This window comes from Candidatus Methylomirabilota bacterium (genome assembly GCA_027293415.1).
Classification (GTDB): Bacteria; Methylomirabilota; Methylomirabilia; order Methylomirabilales; family CSP1-5; genus CSP1-5.
Genome location: JAPUFX010000192.1, coordinates 1 through 24079 on the forward strand (window position 1 = coordinate 1; position 24079 = coordinate 24079).

Annotated in this window: 27 protein-coding genes and 1 tRNA gene; 6 read left to right on the forward strand and 22 right to left on the reverse strand. The window is 59.9% G+C overall.

All coding sequences use genetic code 11. From position 1 onward, the window contains the following. Together O6929_13030 and O6929_13035 are read right to left on the reverse strand one after the other, a co-directional pair. Positions 1-233 (reverse strand): hypothetical protein (locus tag O6929_13030; protein ID MCZ6481303.1); only part of this gene is annotated, 233 nt, incomplete at its 3' end. A 103-nt stretch (positions 234-336) separates the two neighbouring features. Beyond that, positions 337-412: transfer RNA gene (locus tag O6929_13035), tRNA-Phe, on the reverse strand. Between the two features lie 156 nt (positions 413-568). Here O6929_13035 and purM point away from each other — a divergent pair. Then, positions 569-1669, forward strand: a complete 1101-nt coding sequence (gene purM, locus O6929_13040; GenBank protein ID MCZ6481304.1) for a phosphoribosylformylglycinamidine cyclo-ligase — start codon at positions 569-571, stop codon at positions 1667-1669. Here the strand turns inward: purM and O6929_13045 are convergent. Both O6929_13045 and O6929_13050 read right to left on the reverse strand, forming a co-directional pair. Continuing rightward, positions 1666-1890 (reverse strand): hypothetical protein, encoded by a 225-nt coding sequence (locus tag O6929_13045; GenBank protein MCZ6481305.1) that lies wholly within the window; start codon positions 1888-1890, stop codon positions 1666-1668. The two genes, purM and O6929_13045, sit on opposite strands and share 4 nt — an antisense overlap. Before the next feature lie 17 nt (positions 1891-1907). Next, entirely contained in the window at positions 1908-2462 is a 555-nt protein-coding gene (locus O6929_13050; protein ID MCZ6481306.1) for an RDD family protein, read from the reverse strand. A gap of 258 nt (positions 2463-2720) precedes the next feature. Here O6929_13050 and O6929_13055 point away from each other — a divergent pair, with 258 nt between their 5' ends. Then, positions 2721-3071, forward strand: a complete 351-nt coding sequence (locus O6929_13055) for a zinc ribbon domain-containing protein (protein ID MCZ6481307.1) — start codon at positions 2721-2723, stop codon at positions 3069-3071. Between the two features lie 88 nt (positions 3072-3159). After that, the gene (gene lpxD / locus O6929_13060) at positions 3160-4206 is read left to right on the forward strand and encodes a UDP-3-O-(3-hydroxymyristoyl)glucosamine N-acyltransferase (protein MCZ6481308.1); all 1047 of its coding nucleotides are present in this window, start codon (positions 3160-3162) and stop codon (positions 4204-4206) included. 52 nt (positions 4207-4258) lie between these two features. On the opposite strand, the gene O6929_13065 is transcribed toward lpxD, so the two are convergent. The 10 genes from O6929_13065 to O6929_13110 all read right to left on the reverse strand — a co-directional run bounded on the left by O6929_13065 (position 4259) and on the right by O6929_13110 (position 12698). Next, on the reverse strand, positions 4259-4684 hold the full coding sequence (locus O6929_13065; GenBank protein MCZ6481309.1) for a F0F1 ATP synthase subunit epsilon: 426 nt from the start codon (positions 4682-4684) through the stop codon (positions 4259-4261). 105 nt (positions 4685-4789) lie between these two features. Further along, positions 4790-6214: a F0F1 ATP synthase subunit beta gene (gene atpD / locus O6929_13070; GenBank protein MCZ6481310.1), complete on the reverse strand. Its 1425-nt coding sequence runs from the start codon at positions 6212-6214 to the stop codon at positions 4790-4792. A 140-nt stretch (positions 6215-6354) separates the two neighbouring features. Continuing rightward, complete coding sequence (gene atpG / locus O6929_13075) at positions 6355-7236, reverse strand: ATP synthase F1 subunit gamma (protein MCZ6481311.1); 882 nt, start codon at positions 7234-7236, stop codon at positions 6355-6357. 166 nt (positions 7237-7402) lie between these two features. Then, on the reverse strand, positions 7403-8929 hold the full coding sequence (gene atpA, locus O6929_13080; protein MCZ6481312.1) for a F0F1 ATP synthase subunit alpha: 1527 nt from the start codon (positions 8927-8929) through the stop codon (positions 7403-7405). Positions 8930-8935: 6 nt separating this feature from the next. Next, positions 8936-9478 (reverse strand): ATP synthase F1 subunit delta, encoded by a 543-nt coding sequence (gene atpH, locus O6929_13085; GenBank protein ID MCZ6481313.1) that lies wholly within the window; start codon positions 9476-9478, stop codon positions 8936-8938. After that, positions 9475-10071 carry a F0F1 ATP synthase subunit B gene (atpF, locus tag O6929_13090; GenBank protein MCZ6481314.1) on the reverse strand — a complete coding sequence of 199 codons (597 nt, stop codon included), beginning with the start codon at positions 10069-10071 and terminating at the stop codon, positions 9475-9477. Before atpF ends, atpH begins: the two co-directional genes overlap by 4 nt. Before the next feature lie 39 nt (positions 10072-10110). Continuing rightward, positions 10111-10518, reverse strand: a complete 408-nt coding sequence (locus O6929_13095) for an ATP synthase subunit I (protein ID MCZ6481315.1) — start codon at positions 10516-10518, stop codon at positions 10111-10113. A gap of 79 nt (positions 10519-10597) precedes the next feature. Further along, positions 10598-11113, reverse strand: coding sequence for a hypothetical protein (locus tag O6929_13100; protein MCZ6481316.1), 516 nt, complete (start codon positions 11111-11113; stop codon positions 10598-10600). Between the two features lie 20 nt (positions 11114-11133). Next, on the reverse strand, positions 11134-12258 hold the full coding sequence (gene mnmA, locus O6929_13105; protein ID MCZ6481317.1) for a tRNA 2-thiouridine(34) synthase MnmA: 1125 nt from the start codon (positions 12256-12258) through the stop codon (positions 11134-11136). A 38-nt stretch (positions 12259-12296) separates the two neighbouring features. Then, positions 12297-12698 carry a polymer-forming cytoskeletal protein gene (locus O6929_13110; protein MCZ6481318.1) on the reverse strand — a complete coding sequence of 134 codons (402 nt, stop codon included), beginning with the start codon at positions 12696-12698 and terminating at the stop codon, positions 12297-12299. 148 nt (positions 12699-12846) lie between these two features. Here O6929_13110 and O6929_13115 point away from each other — a divergent pair, with 148 nt between their 5' ends. Further along, complete coding sequence (locus O6929_13115; protein MCZ6481319.1) at positions 12847-13614, forward strand: hypothetical protein; 768 nt, start codon at positions 12847-12849, stop codon at positions 13612-13614. Here the strand turns inward: O6929_13115 and O6929_13120 are convergent. Next, positions 13605-14549: a cytochrome c gene (locus O6929_13120; GenBank protein MCZ6481320.1), complete on the reverse strand. Its 945-nt coding sequence runs from the start codon at positions 14547-14549 to the stop codon at positions 13605-13607. The two genes, O6929_13115 and O6929_13120, sit on opposite strands and share 10 nt — an antisense overlap. Further along, the gene (locus O6929_13125; protein ID MCZ6481321.1) at positions 14546-15010 is read right to left on the reverse strand and encodes a cytochrome c; all 465 of its coding nucleotides are present in this window, start codon (positions 15008-15010) and stop codon (positions 14546-14548) included. The genes O6929_13120 and O6929_13125 overlap by 4 nt, the downstream gene beginning before the upstream one ends. 89 nt (positions 15011-15099) lie before the next feature. Between O6929_13125 and O6929_13130 the strand changes: the two genes are divergently transcribed. Next, complete coding sequence (locus O6929_13130; GenBank protein ID MCZ6481322.1) at positions 15100-17139, forward strand: alpha/beta hydrolase domain-containing protein; 2040 nt, start codon at positions 15100-15102, stop codon at positions 17137-17139. A gap of 96 nt (positions 17140-17235) precedes the next feature. On the opposite strand, the gene O6929_13135 is transcribed toward O6929_13130, so the two are convergent. Beyond that, entirely contained in the window at positions 17236-18435 is a 1200-nt protein-coding gene (locus O6929_13135; protein MCZ6481323.1) for an aspartate aminotransferase family protein, read from the reverse strand. Positions 18436-18454: 19 nt separating this feature from the next. After that, on the reverse strand, positions 18455-19945 hold the full coding sequence (locus tag O6929_13140; GenBank protein MCZ6481324.1) for an aldehyde dehydrogenase family protein: 1491 nt from the start codon (positions 19943-19945) through the stop codon (positions 18455-18457). Positions 19946-20308: 363 nt separating this feature from the next. On the opposite strand from O6929_13140, the gene O6929_13145 reads away from it, so the two are divergent. After that, entirely contained in the window at positions 20309-20923 is a 615-nt protein-coding gene (locus O6929_13145) for a PilZ domain-containing protein (GenBank protein MCZ6481325.1), read from the forward strand. A 209-nt stretch (positions 20924-21132) separates the two neighbouring features. On the opposite strand, the gene O6929_13150 is transcribed toward O6929_13145, so the two are convergent. From O6929_13150 to rsmG, 4 genes are all read right to left on the reverse strand, one after another. After that, entirely contained in the window at positions 21133-21633 is a 501-nt protein-coding gene (locus O6929_13150) for a DUF4149 domain-containing protein (GenBank protein ID MCZ6481326.1), read from the reverse strand. Positions 21634-21641: 8 nt separating this feature from the next. Next, positions 21642-22478, reverse strand: coding sequence for a ParB/RepB/Spo0J family partition protein (locus tag O6929_13155; protein MCZ6481327.1), 837 nt, complete (start codon positions 22476-22478; stop codon positions 21642-21644). Further along, entirely contained in the window at positions 22447-23229 is a 783-nt protein-coding gene (locus O6929_13160; GenBank protein MCZ6481328.1) for a ParA family protein, read from the reverse strand. The genes O6929_13155 and O6929_13160 overlap by 32 nt, the downstream gene beginning before the upstream one ends. Before the next feature lie 76 nt (positions 23230-23305). Beyond that, positions 23306-24019, reverse strand: a complete 714-nt coding sequence (gene rsmG, locus O6929_13165) for a 16S rRNA (guanine(527)-N(7))-methyltransferase RsmG (protein MCZ6481329.1) — start codon at positions 24017-24019, stop codon at positions 23306-23308. Positions 24020-24079: the final 60 nt, after the last annotated feature.

A 24079-nucleotide genomic window follows, 5' to 3' on the forward strand; every position in this document is an offset into this window, starting at 1 on the left:
ACGATCTTCGGTCTAACCCTCTTGGCCTCTTCAATGGCAGCCTCCTTTGTAAAGCCCCCAATCTTTGCGTCCTGCCCTGTAAACACGAAATATAACCCAATTCTCGGGGTACCGTCTGCAGAGTAGATCGCCACCTCGGCAACGACGTATGTGTCCACCATATCGTGCCAGCCGTATATCGTCTCAGAATCATACTCTGTGTAGTGGATGTTCTCTTCCCACCAGTCTCTCAACTACCATCCCCCAAGGAGGATTAAAACAACACCAACTGCCACCAAAACTGCCACTGCCTGTCAACCGTTTGAGTCAGCAATGCCTGTAACTGTCCATTAATACTGGTGGGCAAGGGCGGAATCGAACCGCCGACACCGGGATTTTCAGTCCCGTGCTCTACCGACTGAGCTACCTGCCCGCTTCGTCGATGATCAAGTTGTGGCCCAGGAATGCCCCGCAGCATAACAGATCGGAGCACACGTGTCGAGGGGGTACGAGGGATCCGAGACGGCTTGTGTGACAATGAGAATTAGGCTATGGTGAGGCGAATTCAGTCTTATTGAGAGGTGTTCAAATGGCTCACTCAAAGCGGGTCACCTATAGGGGAGCCGGCGTAAACACGGCTAGAGTGACGTCTGCCCTCACAGACCTGACCACCCTGCTGCGGAAGACCTTTACCAATCGGAAGGGCATTGGTCGCGTCATGCTCCCCCTCGGGTATTTTGCTAACGTGATCGCACTCGGAGAGAATCTCGGCCTGGCCGTCTCTACTGATGGCGTGGGGACCAAAATCCTGGTGTCCCAAATGCTTGGCAAGTTCGACACCATTGGCATTGACTGCATCGCTATGAACGTCAACGATCTCATCTGCGTCGGGGCCGAGCCGCTCGCCCTCGTCGATTACGTGGCGGTGCAGGTACCGAACCGTCGCCTGCTCCGAGAGATAGGAAAGGGTCTGCAGGAGGGGGCGCGCCAGGCCCGGATCACGATTCCCGGAGGAGAGATCGCCCAACTGGGCGAGATCATCCGGGGAGTCCACGAGGACGACGGATTTGACCTGGTCGGCACCAGCGTCGGCACCGTTTCCCTAGATCGGATCATTATCGGTCAAGGCATCAAACCGAGGGACGTGATCCTTGGCCTCCGAAGCAGCGGTATTCACAGTAACGGCGTCACTCTGGCCCGCGATGTCTTGTTCCGCCGCCAGAGACTTCGCCCGAATCAGCACATCCCAGAAGTCGGCCGGAGCATCGGGCTGGAACTCTTGGAGCCCACGCGCATCTATGTCCCAGAGATCCTGGAAATGATGAAGGCGGGGCTGGAACTCAAGGCACTCATTCACATCACCGGCGATGGACTTTTCAACCTGAACCGAGTCGCTGCCAGGGTGGGTTTTGCTATCGACTTCTGGCCAGAACCCCATCCGATTTTTGGCGTCATCCAGGAGATGGGCCGAATAGGCACCGAAGAGATGTTCAAGGTCTTCAACATGGGTATCGGGTTTTGTATGATCCTGCCCAATGATCCGGCCCAGATCGATCAGGCCATGACCATCGCCAAGCAGCACGGGGCAGAGTGTTATCGGCTGGGGCATACGATTCGGGATGCTGAACGGAAGATTTTCGTGAAGCCCTACAGGCTCGTGGGGAAGGGGGATATCTTTCGTCCGAACTAGCGCTCTTTTTCCTGGGAGCCTCTCACGAGCTCTTCGAGCTGATCGAGCGCATTGGCCGTCTCCTGGCGGACGTTGTCCAAGGCGTGCTGGAGAGACTCGACACGCTCGCGAAGCTTCAGGTCGGCCCCGGTCCGCTGGTAAGCCATCATCGCGATGACCAAGGCTGCAATGCTGATGAGGAGTGCAAGAAAGGCTGTCCCGCGCCCTCTCCTGCCAGCCATCTGTCGTTACCTCCTGCTCACTGCTTGGATTCCGAACCGACCCGGATGACGCAGGTCCCTGCCAACAGGTCATGGAGTCCGCGCCGGCGGGGCTGAAAGAACACCAAGAGCATTCCTAAACCGAGGGGAAGTAGGGCCAAGAGGTACCCCACCCACCGGAGGAACGCACGGATAAATCCGATCTCCTCCCCATCCTGCCTCACCACTTGGAGTCCTAGCAACATCATCCCGGGAGTCTGACCTCCATGCCCCCAGCAGAGGACATGGAAGGCTAGACTCACCGCCAAGGCGGCCACAAGTGCGGCGGCTAATGCGAGAAATAGGACACCGCGGGTCACCTCGCCACCGACCGTCCCCCCTCCGATAGCCGTGAGGGAAGCCAAGCTCATGGCCAGGACCGTCAGGAGAAAGAGGAGGGGCGCATCAATCAGGGCGGCGACCGCCCTGCGTCCAAAGCCTCCATAAACGACCGGCGGACGCAAGGCCGTAAGAAGTTCTGCGGGCAGGGTGAGGCGACTGAGGTCCAGTTCTTCTTCAAAGACGTCTCCCTCGGTGAGGTACCCTTCGTCCATCCAGGCTCGCTCCCCCTCGACACTGACCGAGGAGGGAGGACCAGCCTCAGGGCGTGGGGCCGGAGGAGCCGGACCCTGTCGCCGGTGTTGGGGAAGAGGGTTGGCACACCGACGACAGGCGGTGAGACCATCGAAACTCACATAGCCACAGTGCGGACAACGCATTGTAAGCTCTGCTTAACACAGTCCCTAGAGGCGGTCAAGGCTTGACCCTGCTCCTTGCGGTGCTAGAATCGAAGGGATCCGAGGGAGAGGGGTATGCCAATCTACGAGTACGACTGCGCCGACTGCCGCCGCCAGGTGAGCCTGCTCATCCTAAATCTCCACAACCCGCCCCCCCTCCGATGTCCACGCTGTGGAGGCGAGCACCTCACCAGACTCCTCTCCCGCTTTGCCCGGCTCCGCACGGAAGAGGAGCGTCTCGAGAAACTGGCCGATCCGAGCCGCCTAGGGGATCTCGATGAAGACGATCCCCAGAGCATCCATCGATGGGTCACGCGGATGGGGAAGGAGCTTGGAGACGAAATGGGGGAAGACTTCGAGCCGATGATGGAGGAAGCCATGCAGGAGGAGGGAGAGGGCCAGACCCCTATGGAAGAGGACCTCTGACTGAAGCCCGCCTCGTCATTATTCCCCACCCTCGCTTTCTCTGGTCCGTCCGCCGCCGCGCGGGCCCCTTGTCTGAGGAGGAAATGAGATGAGCCACACGGTTGGTGAAATCGCTCGCCATATCCTAGGACAGCCGCTGGGGGATGAATCCCTTGTGATCCAGGAGATGAGCACCATCGAGGCAGCCCGGGAAGGGTCCCTCGTTTTTGCAGAGAATGAGGCTTTTTTTCAAAGGGCTGAAGCCTCACAGGCCTCCTGCATCATTGCCCCCAGAGCACAGCGCTCCTCTCAAAAGACCCTGATCCTCGTCGATTCCCCCAGGCTGGCCTTTGCCAAGGCGCTCACCCTCTATCATCCCCCCAAAGTGCCGAGGCCCGGGGTTCATCCGTCGAGCGTCCTCGGCGAGCATGTCCACCTCGGGTCTGCGGTTTCTATCGGTCCGTTCGTCGCTATCGGCGATCGGGTCCAGATTGGTGATCGGGCGGTGATTGGGCCCTGTTGTGTCATTGAGGACGACTGTGTGATCGGAGCAGACTCGGTCTTCCGGGCCAACGTAACCCTGTACGATCAAGTCCGAATAGGCTGTCGCGTCCTCATCCACGCCGGATCCGTCATCGGCTCGGACGGGTTCGGCTTTACACGAGAAGATGGACGGCACGTAAAGATCCCCCAGGTTGGTAACGTCATTATCGAGGACAACGTTGAAGTGGGAGCAAACGTCACCATTGACCGTGCGACGTTGGGCTCCACCGTTATCAGGCGGGGCGTGAAGACCGACAACCTCGTCCACATCGGCCACAACGTTACTGTCGGCGAGGATTCCCTCCTGATCGCCCAGGCAGGGATCGGCGGCAGCTCCACCTTGGGGCGGGGGTGTATCCTGGGGGGGCAGGTAGGGCTCGCGAACTACGTGACTCTCCGGGATGGCGTCATGGTGGCGCCTCAGTCGGGGATCCCTTCCCGGAAAGAGATCAGGTCGGGCGAGATCGTCTTTGGGACTCCTGCGCGCCCCATTCAGAAGACGAAGCGGCAGCTTGCCGCCCTGGGGCAACTGCCAGAGCTTCTGAAAGAGGTATCCAGGCTGCGGAAGGCTGTCAGTGAGCTTCAGGCGCGCTTGCAGGGAAGTGCCGCGTAAAGAAGGGGCGAAGCGCAGGCGGCATCGAGACAGGGAAAATTTGACGCGTGTGTCAGACCTTTGCAGCCACCTCGATCCGGGTCACGGCCCCAGCGAGGGCTGCCTCAACCTCCGAGATGTCAATCGGCTCTTCCCCCCACCTGGCCAAGCGTTCTCGGGCGCGGTCCCGTGCCCGCTCTGCCCGGGCGGCATCGATCTCCTCGGCCCGCTCCGCGGTCTCCGCCAGCACGATCACCGTCTCGGGCCGGACCTCCACATATCCCCAGCTCACCGCAAGATACCGCCACCTTCCATTTTTGCGGTAGGCCAGCTCTCCGACCTTGAGGGTGGACATGAACGGGAGATGGCCTCCCATGATGCCGAAGTATCCCTCGACCCCCGGCGCCACGACCTCCTCAATCTCCTCCCTGACGACCATTCGGGTCGGAGTGACCACCTCGAGCAGTAGCGTTTTCGGAATCCCGTCCTGTCTCGCCATCTCTCATCCTGAGCGGTCAGCTATCAGCAATCAGCTGTCAGCAATAAATCGAAGGATCTCAAGAAGACTTTGCCGACTGCTGACCGCGGACTGCTGATTGCTTCTTTAGTTGCCGGCGAGCTGCTCTGCCTTTCCCTTCGCCTCTTCCAAGTTCCCAACCATATAGAAGGCCTGTTCCGGCCACTCATCGCAGTGGCCATCCAGGATCTCCTTGAACCCCTTCACCGTCTCCCTCAGAGGCACATACTTTCCAGGCGTTCCGGTGAACTCCTCGGCCACAAAGAAGGGTTGAGAGAAAAACCGTTGCATCTTCCGCGCCCGCGACACCACCAGCTTGTCCTCCTCGGACAGTTCCTCCATTCCAAGGATGGCGATGATGTCCTGCAGATCCTTATACCGTTGGAGAACCGTCTGGACCCCGCGGGCTACCTGATAATGTTCGTCGCCTAAGACCCGAGGATCGAGAATCCGGGACGTAGAGGCGAGCGGATCCACCGCAGGATAGATCCCCATCTCGACGATCTGACGGGAGAGCACGGTGGTCGCATCGAGATGCGCAAAGGTGGTAGCCGGTGCGGGGTCCGTGATGTCATCCGCCGGGACGTAGATAGCCTGCACCGAGGTGATGGATCCTCGCTTGGTGGAGGTGATCCGCTCCTGCAGCTCCCCCATCTCTGTCCCCAGGGTCGGTTGGTAGCCCACGGCCGAGGGCATCCGGCCCAGGAGGGCCGAGACCTCGGAGCCCGCCTGGGTGAAGCGAAAGATATTATCAATGAACAACAGGACGTCCTGTCCCTCTTCATCTCGGAAGTATTCGGCCGCGGTGAGGCCCGTGAGGCCTACCCGAAGCCGGGCTCCCGGTGGCTCGGTCATCTGACCATAGATCAGGGCGGTTTTGTCGATGACCTTGCTGGCCTTCATCTCGAGCCACAGGTCATTCCCCTCTCGGGTCCGCTCTCCGACGCCAGCAAAGACCGAAATGCCCCCATGCTCCATGGCGATGTTGCGGATCAGCTCCATGATGAGGACGGTCTTGCCCACTCCTGCACCCCCGAAGAGGCCAGTCTTGCCTCCCCGCGTGTAGGGTTCGAGCAGATCGACCACCTTGATCCCCGTCTCCATCATGGCCGCCTCGGTTGCCTGCTCTTCAAAGGAGGGGGGCTCTCGATGAATGGCATAAAACTTTTCCGCGTGTATCTCCCCGAGCTTGTCCACCGGCTCCCCGATGACGTTCAAGATCCGGCCCAACGTGGACGGACCGACGGGGACCTTAATGCCTGCGCCAGTGTCGATGACCTTTTGTCCCCGGACGAGTCCATCAGTCCCGGCCAGGGAGATGCACCGAACCTTGTTCTCCCCCAGATGCAGGGCCACTTCCAGCGTCAACTCCTTGGTGTAAGAGAAGATGTCGGTGTACTCCATCCCCGGCACCTTGATGGCATTGTAAATCGCCGGCAGATGCCCGGGAGCAAACTCACAGTCCACCACCGGCCCAATCACCTGAGTGATCCATCCCTCGTTCATCGGCACTCTCCCCTGTTCAGCAGTCAGCAGTTACTGTCCGCCACTGGAACGCTAGAAGGCTAGTAGGCTCCAAAGCAAAAGGTGGCACAGTCTTCCGGCGATTCGAGCATCCCAGCGTGCCAGCCTTCTAGCATCCTAGCTGTTCTTTACGCGGTGCCAGCCTTACGGAGGGCCTCAGCCCCACCGACAATATCGAGTAGCTCCTCGGTGATTCGCTCTTGCCGAGCCTTGTTGTACACCAGGGTCAGCCGCTCGATCATCTCCGCTGCGCTCTTCGTCGCCGCCTCCATGGCGGTCATACGCGCCCCCTGTTCCGCCGCGGCCGATTCCAGCAGGACTCGATAGACTTGGATCTTTACATGACGAGGCAGCAGCTCATGCAGGATGACCTCCGCCGAGGGCTCGAAGATATACTCTATCGGCTGCAACTCATCGGTCTCAACGGCGAGGGGCGCGATGGGGAGCAGTTGCTCCATCACCGGCCGCTGGATGCCGGCCGACTTAAACTCGTTATACAGCAAATGCACCTCGTCCAGCTCGCCGTCGATGTAGCCCTTGGCCACCTGGTTCCCGATCTCGGCAGCGTGCTCGTACGCCAGCTGATCAAAAATGTTGATCCACTCCCCCTCCCGCTCAATTTGCCGCCGGCGAAAGAAATCCCGGGTCTTCCGGCCCACCACCAGTATGGTGATCTGCACCTCAGCGTCTTCGGCCTGCCGAAGATACTCAAACGCCTTTCGCAGGATGTTGGTATTGAAGGCCCCACAGAGCCCCTTGTCGGCGGCGATGATCACCAGTCCCTTCCGTCCCGTCTCCGGCCTCAGGAGGAGCGGGTGCTGTTCCGGATCGGTCCGCAGGGCCAAGGAACCGATGACCTCCTGAAGCTTGTACGCGTAAGGACGGGCCTCCACGATCCGTTGCTGGGCACGGCGCAGCTTCGACGCGGCCACCATCTTCATGGCCTTGGTGATCTGCTGCGTGCTCTTGACACTATTGATGCGTCGGCGGATGTCCCGTAGCGTCGCCATCCTCAGTCCCGCTATCCGATGACCGACAACCGAACGAGAAAAGTGCCTGGTGGCCGGTGACGGCTCGACTGAGCTCGCCGAAGTCTATTGGCTGGTGGTTTTCACTAATCACCAATCACTGACCACCAACCACCCCTGAACTCTGAACTCTCAACTCTGAACTAGCTTAGGCGGCCGGCTTTTGGGCCTTGAACTCTTCCCTGTACTCTCGGATGGCCTGCTCCATCTTTTGGCTAAGATCTTCGCCGATCACCTTCTTCTCGTTTAGTTCCTTGTAGATCTCCGGATAGCTCGCCTCAACGAACCGGGAAAGGCCTTGTTCAAAGGGTCGCATTGCCTCGATCGGGAGATCATCGACATGCCCGTTGACTCCGGCGAAAACGATCAGGATTTGCCGCTCCACGGGGAGCGGAACAAACTGATCCTGTTTCAGGATCTCTACCATTCGCGCGCCCCGCTTGAGTTGCGCCTGCGTCGCCTTATCCAGCTCAGACCCGAACTGGGCAAAGGCGGCCAGTTCCCGGTACTGGGCCAGGTCGAGGCGGAGGCGCCCGGCCACCTGCCGCATGGCTCTGATCTGCGCGCTCCCCCCTACCCGCGAGACCGACAGCCCCACGTTCACCGCCGGTCGGACGCCCGCGTAGAAAAGATCGGTCTCGAGGTAGATCTGGCCATCGGTGATGGAGATCACATTGGTGGGGATGTAGGCGGCCACATCTCCGAGCTGGGTCTCGATGATCGGGAGGGCGGTGAGGGAACCCCCAGCCAGCTCATCGTTGAGCTTGGCTGCCCGCTCCAAGAGTCGAGAGTGCAGGTAAAAGACGTCCCCGGGATACGCCTCTCGGCCGGGCGGCCGTCGGAGCAGCAGGGAGAGCTGGCGGTAGGCCACCGCATGTTTGGAGAGATCATCGTAAATGATCAGGGCGTGCTTCCCGTTGTCGCGGAAATACTCCCCCATCGCGCAGCCCGCATACGGGGCAACGTATTGCAGCGGCGCGGGCTCCGAGGCGGTGGCCAAGACTACGGTGGTGTACTCCATCGCGCCGTGGTCTTCGAAAATCTTCACGACTTGGGCCACGGTGGAACGTTTCTGCCCCACCGCTACGTAGATGCAGAAGACGTCCTGCCCTTTCTGGTTCAGAATGGTGTCCACCACTAGGGCCGTCTTGCCGGTCTGGCGGTCGCCGATGATGAGCTCCCGCTGTCCCCGCCCGATGGGGATCATGGAGTCGATAGCCTTGATGCCGGTCTGGAGCGGCTCCTTGACCGGCTGGCGGTCCACCACCCCGGGCGCCAACCGTTCGATGGGGCGATGCTCCGTGGCCTCGATGGGTCCCTTGCCGTCGATGGGCTGGCCCAGGGCGTTGACGGTGCGACCGACCATCGCCTCCCCCACCGGGACCTGCGCGATTCGACCGGTCCGCTTGACGAGGTCCCCCTCTTTAATGAGGGTGTCCTCTCCGAGGAGAACCGCTCCCACGTTATCCTCTTCCAGATTGAGGACCATTCCAATCACGTCGTGGGGAAACTCCAGAAGCTCAGCGGCCATCGCCTTTTCCAATCCGTAGATCCGGGCGATCCCATCCCCCACCTCGGTGACGGTCCCGACCTCGGCCACCTCCACTGCGGCCTCGTAGCCCTTGAGCTGTTCCTTGATGAGTTGGCTGATCTCGTCGGCGCGAATCTGTGCCATGGCATCTCACTCCCTGAGCAGATGTTCCCGAAGCTGCCTGAGTTGCGTCCGGATGCTGCCGTCGTAGACCGTGCTATCCACTTGGACCACGATCCCCCCCAAGACCGCCGGATCGACCCGGGACTCCAGAAGCACGGTCTTCCCCAGCACCTCGGCCATCCGGCGGCGAAGGCTCTCCATGAGATCGGGCGTGAGAGGAGCCGCTGTCGTGACCGCCGCTTGGACTCGTCCCAAACGTCTGTTCATGAGGTCCCGGTAGACGCGCGCGATGCTCGGGACGGCCTGCAGCCGATCCCGGGTGAGGAGTAGGTCCAGAAATTTGGTGAGAAGCGGAGAGAGCTGCATCTGCTGAGAGAGGGTCGTGAGGATCTGGGTCTTGTTCCTCACAAGGACTCCGGGATTGGTGAAAAATCCAGCCATTGCCGGTTCCGAGTCCCAGAGTGTCGCCACACGGTCAAGCTCCGCGCCGACCGACTCTAGGGCGTCCGTCTCGGCCGCCACCTCCGCCAGCGCTTTGGCATAGCGCTTTGCCAACGCACCCGTGATCACGTGGTTCTCCCCAGCTCCTCGATGTACTGCTCCGCAAGCCGCCGGTGATCCTCCTCCGTTAGATTTCGCCGCAAGAGCCGCTCAGCCGCCGTCAGTGAGAGGGTGACCGTCTCGTCGCGGAGTTCAACCTTGGCCCGCCTCACCTCTTGTTGGATCTCGGCTCGGGCCTGGCTAATCATACGATGGGCTTCCTCCCGTGACTGCTGGGTTAACCTCTCACGCTCTTCGGTAATTTCCCGATCCATCCGTTGTCGGAGGGCTGCCGCCTCCTGTCGAGCCGTCCGCAACGACTCCTCATATTCCGAGCGCGCCCGGAGGACCTCGTCACGGGCCTGCTTGGCTTCCTCCAAGGAGTGCCGAATCCCCTCCGCCCGCTTCTCCATGAAGCTGCCCAGGGGCTTGAAGAGGAACTTGTAGAGCACTATGGCGAGGATGATGAAGTTAATCGTTTGGAGCAGCAGCGTGAGATTCAGATTGATGATCCCCGGGGCATGTTCCGCCTCTGCCTTTGCGGCCAGGCTCACCACAGGAAGGGCGATGAGCACGAGGCCCCCGATCCCGCCCCCGATCCGAGAAGATCTGATCCAGTTCACCGTCTTCCCCCTTGCATCAGCACATCACATCCGAAACGATTAATCCGGGCTTGTCGGACCCTGCCCCAGGTCATCGTCATCCTTCCTGGGGAACCCTCCCCCCAGGATGGCAACCGGTCCCACCAATAGCCCAATGGCGAGGGCGATGACCTTCACAGGAAGAAACTTCAGGACCAGGAAGAGCAGAATCCCGATCCCGAGCAACCTGAGGAGCGAACCGGCGACCATGCGGGGGAGGACTTTTCTCGTATCCGAGGCGAGGGTCCCGGTGACCCCCTGGCGCAAAAACTCTAAGTGACTTGAAGCAATCCCACCGCCGATCGCATAGCCGAGCGCCCAGCTCCACCCACCGAGCAACAGACAAAAAAGGAAACCGCCCCCGATGAGGATAAGGGCGGTTCGGCGGACTCTGCGACCGAGCGTCTCAGGATGACCCTCTCCACCCATCCCATTGGGGGCTTCTCGCGACCAAAAGCGGCATAGACTAGCACGGCGTCTCATTTTATGTCAAGACTCTCCCCGAGATTCAACGCGAGTCGTGGGCAGGAAAGACCCCTCTGTGCATTAGGTCAGGGCTTTCAGGTCCATCGTCTCCCTGACGGTCCGGAGCACTTCTTCTACCGGGTCGTCCGCGAGGGAGGCAAACGGGGAGGGGTTCCTTTCCCCTGAAAGGGGGTAGGGTCCTGAAAGCATCCCGATACAAAGCCAAGGCAAAAGGGGACCGGTCCTGCCGGTCATGGTATTCGAGGGCGGTGCTCAGACGGGCCTGAAGGGCAAGTCGTTCCTCGATGAGCCGCGCGAGGTCTAAGAGAGCGATCGGCCGGGAGAGCCCATACAGGAGCCCACCACCGGCCCCGACGATGGCAACAGAGAGGACCCACAGAGCCGTCGGCCCTGGCAAGAGGGACTTGACCAAGAGAAGGGGGAGAGCCGCCAGCAGGCCATAGTGAAGCCACCGGGTGCCCCAGTAGGCGCCACGGTGCCATCGAACCCTCCAGCCTAGAGGAGCAATCCGGGATCGAATCGAGAGGACCGACTGCACAAGCGATCCCTGCTATCCGATTACATGAGGGAGTTGGGGGGCGTCCGGCGGAGGACTTCCTGGATCGTTCCGCCACCCAGCACCAGATCCGGGTCTTTTCCTTCGTAGAAGACCACCGCCTGGCCAGGGGTGATGGCGCGCAGGGGTCGCGCAAACTGCACGAGGACCCTCCCATCCGCCATGGGGCTTATCACTGCTTCTGCAGGGGGGTGTCGGTACCGAATGCTCGCCAAAACAGAGCGTTCCCCGTTTAGCCGGTCGAATGGGATAAAGTTCACTCGATCTGCTACCAGGGTGTCGGCCTGAAGGTCCTCCTCGCGGCCCACAACGACCTCGTTCCGCCCGGGTGCGAGAGCGACCACATAGTACGGGCCGCGACCCCCAATCTTGAGGCCTCGCCGCTGTCCGATCGTATACAGGGGAATCCCTTCGTGCGTTCCCAGGACTTGTCCCGTTTGATCACGGATGATGCCGGGTCGGATGGCTCCAGGATGTCGCTCTCGGAGGAGTGCCCGGTAATCTCCTTCAGGAAGGAAACAAAGCTCCTGACTATCTGGCTTGGTCGCCGCGCGAAGGCCTTTCTGCGCGGCCAATGCCCGCACGTCACCCTTACGCATGGTGCCGAGAGGAAAACGAATTCGTCGAAGCTGCGACTGGGTGAGGCCGTAGAGGAAATAGCTCTGATCCTTGTCCGGATCGATTCCGCGCTTTAGCAGGATCCTTCCGGTGGTCTGGTCCACGCCTGTCCGTGCATAGTGTCCGGTGGCGACAAACTCGGCTCCCCAGGCGAGGGCCCGCCGGAGGAGAGATCCGAACTTGACCTCGGTATTGCACGCCGCACAGGGAAGGGGGGTGCGGCCGACAGCGTACTCCTGGCAGAAGGGGGTGATGACATGCGTCTCGAATTCCCGTTCAACATTCAGGAGATAGTGCGGGATTCCTAGGTGGGCCGCCATCAGGCGGGCATCTTCGAAGGCTTCCGGCGTGCAGCAGCTCTGAGGAGGGTGTGGTACGGGAGTCTCGGCCACGTGGCCCCACACTTTCAACGTGACTCCGACAACCCCATACCCCTCCTCTTGAAGCAAGGCGGCGGTGACGGCACTATCCACCCCGCCACTCATCGCCACAACGACCCGCGTATCCATCCCGAGTCCTGGCGCCGTCTCCTCTCCGGCAGAGTTGACTAGGCCCCTGTCCCAGCCTCCGCGACAGGTGAGAGCGATTCCGCCTGGTCCAAGTCGCCCATATCGCAACTGGCATTCAGGGTAGCTCCCTCCATCACGATCAGGCACGGGGTGATGATATTTCCGGTGACCGTGCTCGAAGCCAGCAGCTCGACGCACCGCTTGGCTCGAATGTTTCCCTCGATCCTGCCGCTAGCGATCAGACTCCCCACCTCGACTTCCGCTTGAATGACTCCGTCTTCCCCCACGATGAGCAGTTCTTCCCCCAGCACCTCACCCTGCACACGACCATCGATTCGCACAGTCCCCTGAAAGCTCAGGACCCCCTTGAATTCGGTTCCCTCGCCCAGAAAGGCCTTAATATCCCCGACCTCCCGTGTGCCCTTTTCCCGTCGCATCATCCGCCGATCCCCGCGCGCTCTTGCGCCACTGCACCCAACCTAAGTCCAAGTTTTTTCAAGCTAACATGAATACCTACCCCTGTCAAACCCGTCCTAAGATTGATGTCCCGATCCCCCTCTGATATGATTCAGGCTCAAGAGGTGCACAATGCGGGCCAAAAAGAGCGGATGCGTCCTCATCCTGGTCCTTTTCACGGCGGTTGCTTCGGGGGGGACAACCCAGTCCTTTCCCGAAGATCTGCTCCGAGGCGAGCAAGGACCGTCTCTGAGGGAGGTCGTGGAAGACTCCACTCTCCGCCGGCAGATAAGCGGCCTCCGTCTGTACGGTGAACAGGCGGTTTTTGAGTATCTTTCGACACACCCCGATTTTGCCGCGAGTCTCGCGCAGGCTGCAGGTCTGCTGAAATATACAGTGGAGCGTCGGGGAGAGGCGGAGTACTGGGTGAATGACCATGACGGACTCACGGCCCATTTCGCGATCCTACGCGCAGAACCGGGACGAATGGTCGTGTATGCGAAAGGGAAGTATAAGAAGGGGATCTTCCGTATCCCTGGCCGCATCGCAATTGTGATGCAGTATTCCGCGGGAAAAGATAGCAACTCCCCTTATGTGCAGAACACCGTTACGGGTTATGTCCGGTTGGACTCCGGTCTATTCGATGCCTTAGCTCGCCTCTTCCGACCCGCGGTAAGGCGCAGGCTGGATAAGCGGGTTACCTGGTTCTTGGGAAAGGCCAACCAACTCATGACACGACTCTACGAGGATCCCGAGGCCATCCTACAAAAGCTCCCTTCCGAGACCTGGCAGGAAGAGACCAAGGAGCTCAGGATACTCCTCGCCCCCTCTCGTCTCTTGCACACCTGGACCCGCATTGACCTCCGTGAAGTCGGCCCGACAAACGCCCTTCAGTCCTGACCGTTCTCGCTCTTCATCCCCGATGCCTTTCCCTCTGAGATATTCCCTGCCTCCTTCTCCCGAGACGGAACCTCGTTTCGAACAGGCGGTAAAGAGCGGAGATAGACCGCGATGGCGCGCAGATCGTCATCGCTGAGATGCTTGAAGCCGTTGTCGATCATCTCGGCCATCAGGCCCTGGACATCGTCACCGGAGGGCTTGAAACCCGTTTTGAGCAAAAAGACTACATCCTCAACGGTCCATGTTCCGATTCCCGTCTCCACATCGGGGGTGATATTGGATACAGCCTCTCCCTCCGGGCCCTGCCGGGACCCGGCATAGGCCATGTTCTTTTTGAGTCCCCCGAGGAGGTTGCGGGGTGTGTGGCACTCTTCGCAATGGCCGAGCGCTTGTGCCAGATACGCGCCGCGGTTCCATTCGGCAGACCGCGCCGGATCCTCCTCAAACTCTCCCGGTCTGAAGTTCAGGAGCTTCCAGCCCCACAAAAGCGGGCGCCAACTGAAGGGGGGTTGTACTTCGTGGGCTCGGTTTTCCTTCCGTACCGGCGCGACAGTCAAGAGATAGGCCCTGAGGTCCAGCAGATCCTGATGTCGAATCCGCGTGAAGGACGTGTAAGGGAAGACTGGAAAATAGTGGGCACCCCGAGGTGACACGCCCTCGCGCATAGCGCGCACGAAGTCTGGTTCCCCCCAGTCCCCGATTCCTGTCTCTTCATCCGGTGTGATATTCGTGCCATAAAGGGTGCCGAAAGGGGTTTGAATCGCCCGTCCCCCGCTCAAGAACGCACCCACCTCCTCTTCGGTGTGGCAAGTGCAGCCGCCAGTCGCACGGAAGATGTACTCGCCGCGCTTCACCCCATCAGCCTCGCCGGACAAGGCCTGGACAGCAAAGAAGAGGAGCAGGATGAGGGCTAGGAACCCACTGCTGTGCTTCATTTCCGCTTGCGAAAGGGTTTATGGCACCCCTTGCATGCCTTTGCAACCGCCAGGTATTGCACGGTAATCTCCTTCATGTCCCCGCCCTGGGCGACCTCGACAAGCTTGGCGCTTTCCTGCTGAAGCGTTAGTGCTGCCTGCTCGAACTGACTCCGCTTCTGCCAGATGTCGGGCTTCGCCCGGGTCTCACCCGTACCGCTCCCCTCGGGGAAAATCTGGGGGATCATCTTGCTCGTGCTGCGAATGGCGGCGGCATGATCGGCCACATGCTCCGTAAAAGGAACCTGCCCTTGGACGATGCGACCCATGGCACTCATGTGTGCCGCGTGGGACTTCATCACGCTTTGCCGATATTTGACCACGCCCTCAGACGCATCCGGGGCTTGAGCGGCGGCGATACTGAAGCAGATGACACCCATCAGCAACACAATGGCATGACTCTTTTTCACCAATCTTCTCACGGGGCCCTCCTTTCCTCCGTCCTGTACAGACGCTTCCGGCGCCGGTATTGTAACAGCGTTGATATCGCCAGAGAAGGAGAAGGGTCTTTATGGCCAGGTGGCTTCACTTTTTCCTTATCCTTGCAGCGGTCACGCTGAACCCTACGCTTACCGCCGCCCGTGTTGCCCGCGTCGTCGTCGACAGGCGAGAAACCATCCTAAACGGTCGCACCTTCGGCACCGCCGGGCCTTATGAAAAGATCGTCGGCAAGATCTCCTTCTCCTTCGACCCTACCAACCCCAAAAACACCAGGATCGTCGACCTCAACAAAGCCCCGCGCAATGCCGACGGACTCGTGGAGGCAAGGGCGAACTTCATGGTACTGCGGCCCAAAAATCCCGTACGCGGTGGTGGGACGGCATTACTCGAAGTAAGCAACCGTGGAGGCAAGGCCGTGCTCCCATACTTCAACAGCGGGACCTGGACACGCGATCCGAGGCTCGAGCCGCACTTCGGGGATGGATTCCTGATGCGGCTCGGTCTCACCATCATCTGGGTCGGCTGGCAACATGATGTGCCGCCCCGCAAATGCTTGCTCCGACTCCATGTGCCGGTGGCGCGAGAGGGAAACCGCCCGATTCAAGGTCTTGTCCGAAGCGACTGGACCGTCGATCGACCAACTAAGACGCTCGCCCTTGGCCACCGAAACCATATCGCCTATCCCGTCTCTGACCCGAACCACGCAGACAACGTGTTGACGGTCCGGGACGGTCGACTGACACCTCGTCGAACCGTACCGAGGCATGAGTGGCGCTTTGCGCGCGAGGAAAACGGACGCGTGGTCTCGAGTTGCACCATCATATATAAGGAATCGAGTTTCGAGGCGGGGAAGATCTACGAGCTGGTGTACCGCGCCCAGGATCCGAAAGTGGTTGGTCTCGGATTGGCGGCGGTTCGCGACATGATGTCGTATGCCAAGTATGATCCCGCCGGTTTGTTCCCGGTGAAAAATGGGATTGCCATCGGCATCTCACAATCCGGACGATTCCTCCGCCAGTTCCTCTATCAGGGGTTCAATACGGACGAGCACGGGCGGAAGGTCTTTGACGGCCTGATCATTCACACGGCGGGTGCCGGGCGGGGGAGCTTCAATCACCGATTTGCACAGCCCTCACGGGATGCTCATCGATACTCATCCTTTTTCTATCCTACCGATATCTTTCCGTTCACCAGCCGGACCCAGACCGATCCAGAAACTGGCCTGAAAACCGGGCTCTTCACGCACATGGACAACTCGGATCATCTTCCGAAAATCTTTTATACGAACACCGGGTATGAGTACTGGGGAAGGGCGGCGTCCCTGATTCATACGACGACCGATGGGGCGAGAGATATCGAGCCCTATCCCAACGAGCGCATGTACCACCTCGCGAGCGGTCAGCATTTTGTCGGCCGCTTTCCGCCCGACAGCAAGCTGCCAGGCTCTCGGGCATACCGTGGCAACCCACTGAACTTCCTATACACGATGCGGGCGCTCCTTGCGAGGATGGTAGCGTGGGTGCGGGACCATACCGAGCCCCCGCCCAGTGCATATCCACGAATCGATGCTGGAACCTTGGTCCCGATTGCCCAGCTCAAGTTTCCAACGTTGCGCGGTGTCACGTTTCCACAAGTGGCCCATGAAGCCTACCGAGTGAACTACGGTCCCCGCTGGCAGGAGGGGATCATTGATCGTCAACCACCTGAACTTGGCAAGCCGTTTCCGATTCTGGTCCCCCAGGTCAATACATTTGGAAATGAGCTCGGAGGCGTGCGGAGTGTTGAGATTCTTGTACCGCTTGCCACATACACTCCGTGGAACCTGCGGACAGGTTTTCCAGGAGCGACGGACGAACTCACGGACTTTCTCGGTACCTACATCCCATTGCCGAAAACAGAGGCGGAACGTCGTCAAACGGGCGATCCGCGCCCAAGCATCGAGAGCCTATACAATGACAAGAAAGATTATCTCAGGTCGGTGGAGCGCGCCGCCCGCTCACTCGTCAAGCAAGGATTCTTGCTTGACAAGGACGTTCCAGCCGTCGTGAACCGGGCGGGGCAGCACTGGGACTGGATTTTTCGGCTCTCGCGAGAGCCAACGAGGAATTAGAACAACGGAATGTGGCCCCTTACCGAAGGAGTGCTTGGGCTTCTTTTCGGGCCATCAAGTACTTTACGTCCCCGCTTCTGGTACGGACCGCCGATATTAGTTTCCGAGCGAGGCGACTTGCTTTATCGCCGCTTCCAGAATCGCGATGGCCCGGTCCACATCGTGGGGTTCAATGATCAGCGGAGGCATGAACCGGATCGTATGTGGCGGAAGCGGGTTTCCCAAAAGTCCGAGCTCACGGCAGGCCTGAACGACCGGCAATGCGATCGGCTCATTAAACTCCAGTGCCACAAGAAGTCCCCGCCCTCGAACCGCCTTTACCGCCTCGTATTTCTCCTGGAGGTCCAAGAGCCTGTCCCGGAAGTAGGTCCCCACACGGGCTGCATTGCCTGGGAGATCCTCTTGCAGGATATATTGGAAGACCGCGGCAGCCACCGCAGTGCACAGAGCATTCCCGCCAAAGGTAGAGCCGTGATCTCCTGGGCCAAAGCAGGCAGCCCGTTCGTTAACCAGGATCGCCCCGATGGGCACGCCGCCGCCCAACCCCTTCCCAAGAGTCATGATGTCCGGCTTCACGCCAAACTGCTCGTGGCCCCAGAGGGTCCCTGTTCGCCCGCACCCGGTTTGAACCTCGTCCAGGATGAGCAGGATTCCTCGCTCGTCGCAGAGCCGTCGGACCTCCTTCAAGTACCCGTCATCCGGGATATTCACCCCTCCCTCCCCCTGAATCGGCTCTAAGAGGATAGCGCAGGTTGTGTCTTTCGCGGCTGCCCGAAGCGCCTGGACATCGTTGAAGGGAACATGTGTGAATCCTGCCGGAAGTGGCGTGAAGGGTTTCTGGTGCTCTGGCTTTCCGGTCGCTGCCACCATGGCCAACGTCCGGCCATGAAATCCACGGAGGGCCGAGATCACCTCAAAGGCACCGTTCAAGTGGAGCTTCCCGTATTTCCGCGCCAGCTTCACCGCCCCCTCGTTGGCCTCGGCCCCGCTGTTACAGAAGAAAACCTTCTGCAGCCCGCTCGCCGACGTGAGGAGCTCTGCTAATTCGATTTGCGGGATTGTGTAGACGTCGTAGCCAGCCAGGATGAGACGTCCCCCTTGCTCTTCGAGGGCATTCAGGATGACCGGGTGGCAATGCCCAATGCTGCAGGCAGCCCAACCGGCGATGAAGTCGAGATACTCGCGCCCTGCCTCATCCCAGACCTTGGCTGCCTCTCCGCGCACAACGGTGATTCCGAGACGCCGATGTCCGGTGTCCATGAAATACTGTTGCTCGAGTTTTGCCCAGTCTCTCATGATCTCTCGCGATCCGCGCTCACACCTCGGCGCTCATCCCTTGCGCCATCTTGATCTCGCGGTCGTGATTTACGGTCCAGGCCACCTTGTGGGTCACCAAATCCAGCAAGGGCCAGGACGCGGGCGTTCCCGTCCCGCTCTTTTTCACCCCGCCGAAGGGGAGATGAACCTCGGCCCCGATGGTCGGGAGGTTCCAGTAGCCGATCCCGAACTCGCAGGCCTCGCGGAGGAACCGAGCGGTCCGGTAATCCTCGGTGATCACCGAAAAGCTGAGGCCGTACTCCACATCGTTGTGAATGGCGACGGCCTCGTCCAGTGTCCGGAAGGGAATCAGGGCCACGTGGGGACCAAAGACTTCCTCGTGCAGCACGCGGGCATCACGGCGGTGGGGCATCCGATAGATGAAGGGGCTAAAGAAGTGTCCGTTGCGGTGCTTGCCCTTTTCCATACGCCCCCCCTCGACAAGAACGTCTGCCCCCTCCTTTTTGGCCAGCTCGTTGTAGAAGCCGACCTTTTTCGCCGCCGCTTCATTGATCAGGGGTCCCATGAAGACCTGTTCATCCAGGGGGTCGCCAATGACGATCCGCTTTGCCATGGAGGCAAAGGCCTTGGCAAACTCCGCCAACCGACTCTCATGGACGATGAGGCGCGAGGCGGAGGTGCAGCGTTGGCCTGTGGTCTTGAAGGCGCTCAGCACCGCCGCGCGGACCGCTATCTCGAGATCGGCGTCCTGGCAGACGACCATCGCATTCTTCCCCCCCATCTCGCAGGCGCACATCTTGCGATAGTCCATTGCGCAGGCCTCCTTGATCCGCGCGCCCACCGCATACGAGCCAGTAAAGAGGACCACCTCGACATCTGGATGCACGACCAAGGGCCACCCCACCTCTTCCCCCATCCCATGAACCAGGTTCAAAACCCCGGATGGGAGCCCGGCACGCTCAAAGCACTCGACCAGCTTTTGCCCCACCAGCGGTGTCTCTTCCGAGGGCTTAAAGACCACCGTGTTCCCCTGAACAAGGGAAGGAGTGATGAGCCAGATGGGGATGGCAACGGGGAAGTTCCAGGGTGTGATGACCGCCACCACTCCCTTCGGTTTTCGCAGCATAGTGGCGTCCTTTTCGCTGATCTCCGACGCCACGACCTCTCCATGGGGCATCCGCGCATGTCCGAACATGTACTGCGCCATATGGATCCCCTCGACGACCTCGGCCTTTGCCTCGTTCAGGGACTTGCCCGCCTCCTTCGCTACCAACCTGGCCATCTCGTCCGTCTCGACTTTTATGACTTCGATAAACCGATCAAGGAGCTCTCCTCGCGCTATCCGCGAGAGCGCACGCCAGCCGGGAAAGGCCGCCTTCGCCGAGGCGACCGCCCGTTCTGCCTCATTGCGATGGGACATGGGAAAGGATCCTAAGACCTCCTCGGTGTTTGCTGGGTTTCGACTCTCGAACATCCCTCCGCCTCGGGCATCGATCCACCTTCCGCCGATATAGTTCCCTCTGTGCATCGATCCTCCTCCTCGCCGTCAGTCCGCCCGCTCCTTGCCTTGCAGGCCACAAGGATCGAAGCGGCCCTGGGCACAGATCGCAAGCCGGCCCCTTCGGCACTTACCGACAGCAAGCTTTGTGCCTAACTGGACTTCCGCCCCCGAAAAACAACTAGTTGCTGAATAAACGTGGCTTGGGGTTCCGGGTGTTCATAACAGGAGAGAGATTAGGAGCAAAGAGCGTCATCGTCCCTGAGCGGCGTGCATCCGTAATGCGCCTCTCGATTGGCACATAGATTGCTGAACTGGCATTGCAATAATGGCTTGTGATACGTGGGGAGGGGCGGGCACCCCCGCTCTGGGGGCCGCGATAGAGGAGCGACCATGGGGGAAAAAGCAGCGAAGAAAAAATCGACGGGGGAAAAAGCAGCAGACCGAAGGCAATGCGTCCGATTCTTTGTAGCAGAAGAGACCAGGGGGCGGGTAACTTCTACCTACGAGGCCCTTCTCATGAATATCAGTCGTAGGGGGGCGCTGATCGAGCATGACGATGTTGTCCGACCGGGCTCCACTTCTTCTTTGGAGCTCGAGCTAAATGGGAACAAGGTGAAACTGCGGTCCCGCGTGGTCTGGTCCGCGGTCGTTCGGCAAGGACTGAACGCGGACAGTGAGATGGTTTTGATCTTCAACACCGGGATGGAATTTGTCGACCTTCCAGAGGAGACAGAACAACTCATCGGTGATTACATTGACTCGATGGCTGAGCAAGGGAAGGCCATGCCGGTTGACGAGAGGTCGGTCCGTCGGTCGTACACCTGCGAGGAGTGCAACGCATTATTTGAGCTAACCGACGCCGAGGTCCGCCCCGTGTTCTTAGAGCCCCAAAAGCGTCCGGTCCAGGCGGGCGACCTTTTCGAGTATGCCCACGGAGCTTGTCAGGGAACACTGCAGTACGCCACAGGACCACTCATTCCCTGGATTGGCGAAGAAGAAATGTAACAGGCCCCCCGCTTGGCCGACCCCCCGCGTCCATGAGGAAACGGGGGGTCTTGTATTATTCCGAAGGGCTTTTCACATAAGCCATTGAAAATAAAGGGTTTGTGTGGTTGCCGGCACGGCCGTGAGGCCGGCGGGCGTACTTCATCATGACGGTGGGACTTGAGTGGCTGCTCCTGCGCGAGGGTGGCTGGAGAGCAATCATCGCACCGCTAGCCCCGAGCTTCTCTAAATCCTTCAAAGTAGAGCAGGAACAGAACAACGGTGGCGGCCACGATGTTGAAAAGCATGAGGAGAACGGATATTTGATGCCACTGCTGAAACAGGAGCCGCATCGGGTCGTCAGCAGGGACTTTCTCGATCATTGTTCCCATGGCTTGGCGGAGGCTTAACAGCTTTGATCCCACCATCTCCCGAGAAATGAGTGTTGACGCGGTCATCAGGATGAGCAGAATCGTCCGAAGCCCCCACAGGAGCGGCCGTGCAAGGGGTCGAGTCGCGACACTGACAAACACAAAGGTCGGACCGAGGATATACCCCGCCAGGTATAGAATGTTCAGGGTTGTAGCCACCAGGTCGCCGGCCTGATGGCGACTTTCGAGGATGGCAAAGGCAGTAGGCGCTACCGCGAAGCTGAGAAAGACCATCGCCCCAAGCCAGGTTCCGACTCCCGCAGCGAGGAAGATCACCAAGGCCCGGTGCGTGGGGCGCATAGGATGCTTTATCCGCAGATTTTTTGGATGAGCCGGTCCAGATCCTCGTCGGAGTAAAATTCCACCTCGATCCGGCCACGGCGGCCACTTCGGACGATCCGAACCTTTGTGGCCAAGGCCCGCCGCAACTGCTCTTCCACAGAGGCCAACTCCGGACCGTGCCGGGTGAGTTTTTGATGCCTTTCCGCGGGACCAGCCTTGAGTCGCTTTACCAAAAGCTCCGTAGCCCGAACCGAAAGGCTGCGCCTGATGATCGACTCCCGTGCTTTCAGCTGGTGGACCCGACCCTCCAGGCCCAACAGCGCGCGGACGTGGCCGGCAGAAAGGGTCCCTTCGATCAAGTCCTCCTGGATCCTTGTGGGAAGCTTAAGAAGGCGTAACGTATTGGCAACGGAGGCGCGATCCCTTCCAACCCTTGTGGCCACCTCCTCCTGGGTCAGCCCAAACTCTTCAACCAACCGGCGATAGACGTCCGCTTCCTCAACGGGGTTGAGGTCTTCCCGCTGGAGGTTCTCGATCAGGGCAACCTCCAGCATCTCCGCGTTGGATGCATCCCGAATCACGGCTGGAATCCGCTCGAGCCCCGCGCGCTCGGCAGCGCGGACGCGCCGCTCCCCCGCAATAAGTTCGTAGCCGTCTTGGCTTTGTCGCACTATAACGGGGGAGAGGACTCCGTGCCCGCGGATCGAGGCGGCAAGGTCCTCTAATTTATTATCATCAAAGCGTCTTCTGGGTTGAAAGGGGCTAGGGCGGATCTCCGTTAACGGGATCTCGACTGCCCGCGGTCCTGGCTTTTCGGGGGGGATGAGGGCCTCAAGCCCCCGGCCGAGTGCCTGCCGTCCCATCGATCACCTCCTTTGCGAGCTTGAGATACGCCTCCGCCCCGGCCGAGCGGATATCGTAGAGGATGATTGGCTTCCCGAAGCTCGGCGCCTCGCTCAGACGGATGTTCCTTGGGATCAGGGTCTCGAAGACCCGTCCCGGAAAGTTCCTCCGAACGTCCTCCACCACCTGCCGGCTGAGGGTCAGGCGGCTGTCATACATGGTAAAGACGACTCCCTCGATCATGAGGCCCGGATTAAAAGAGCGGCGGACAAGGCGGAGCGTCCTCAACAGGTGAGTCAGTCCTTCCAGGGCGTAATACTCGCACTGTAAAGGGATGAGGATGGAGTGGGCTGCTGTCAAGGCATTCAGGGTCAAGAGACCCAGGGAAGGGGGGCAATCGACCAGGACATACGAATACTCACCAAGGAGTTCCTCGATCGCTTCCTTTAGTTTTCGCTCCCGCCCCTCCTCCCGCACCAGCTCGATCTCCGCCCCCAGCAGGGCGGGGTCTGACGGGAGCACATCGAGCCCAGGGATCTCGGAAGGGCGGAGCGCCTCAGCGGCCTTGGCCTTCCCGATGAGAACCTCGTACAGATAAGGCCCCGGTCCCTGCCGGGAAATACCCAGTCCGGAGGTGGCGTTTCCCTGCGCATCGATGTCTACTAAAACGGTGCGTTTCTCGGCGGCAGCGAGACAGGCAGCCAGGTTTACGGCGGTGGTGGTCTTTCCTACTCCTCCCTTCTGATTGGTGACCGCGATCACCCGTGCCACCAATATCCTCCGCGTCCTCCGTTTCGCATTGCCCGGAAGATAGCACGTCGCTCCTCGGGGGGGAAAGGAAAATGTTTCACGTGGAACGTCCGCGGCGTGCCGGAACCGGTGTTTCACGTGAAACACTGTCCGTCTTCACCATCACCAGAAGGTGTCGATCGCCACTCGTGGGCATCGCTCCCTCAATTCTGAGATCGGGGCGCCTGAGGGTCTCTGCCTCCCTCGGCCATTGGGGCCCTACGGGGAGAAGGAGATGTCCCCCCGTCTTCAGAAAAGGGGCGCAGAGGGTGACGACCGCCGGCAGCCTCGCCACAGCCCTGGCCGTCACCAGATCATAGGCCCCTCGATGGATTGGATCGGACAGAAGCAATTCCGCCCTGGTGTGAAGCACAGAGATGCGAGAGAGCTGGAGGAGGCGGACAGCCTGCCTCAGAAAGGAGGCCTTTTTTCCCGTGGCCTCCACAAGGGTAATCGTAAGGTCGGGGGTGGCAATTTTGAGAGGAATGCCCGGAAGGCCCGCACCACTGCCGATGTCAATGAGCCGAAGGTCAGGCCGGAAGCGAAATGCCTTCAAGAGGCTCAGGGATTCCAGGATCCCGTGTCGGACGAGCGCCTCATCGGTTCGAAACCCGACGAGGTTCGCCCTCCGATTCCAGCGCTTGAGTTCCTGCAGGTACGTGAGAAAAAGTTCGAATTGTTGGTCGGTGATGGAAAGGCCTAGCCGCGTTATCCCGCGCTGGAGGAATTTCTTTGCCGCCTCATCCAGGGAGGACTTCCACTCTTTTGCCACCCTATTTGTTTCCTCCTCCTTCTTTCTTTTTTTATTTCCCCCTCCCCCTGGAGACGCTGA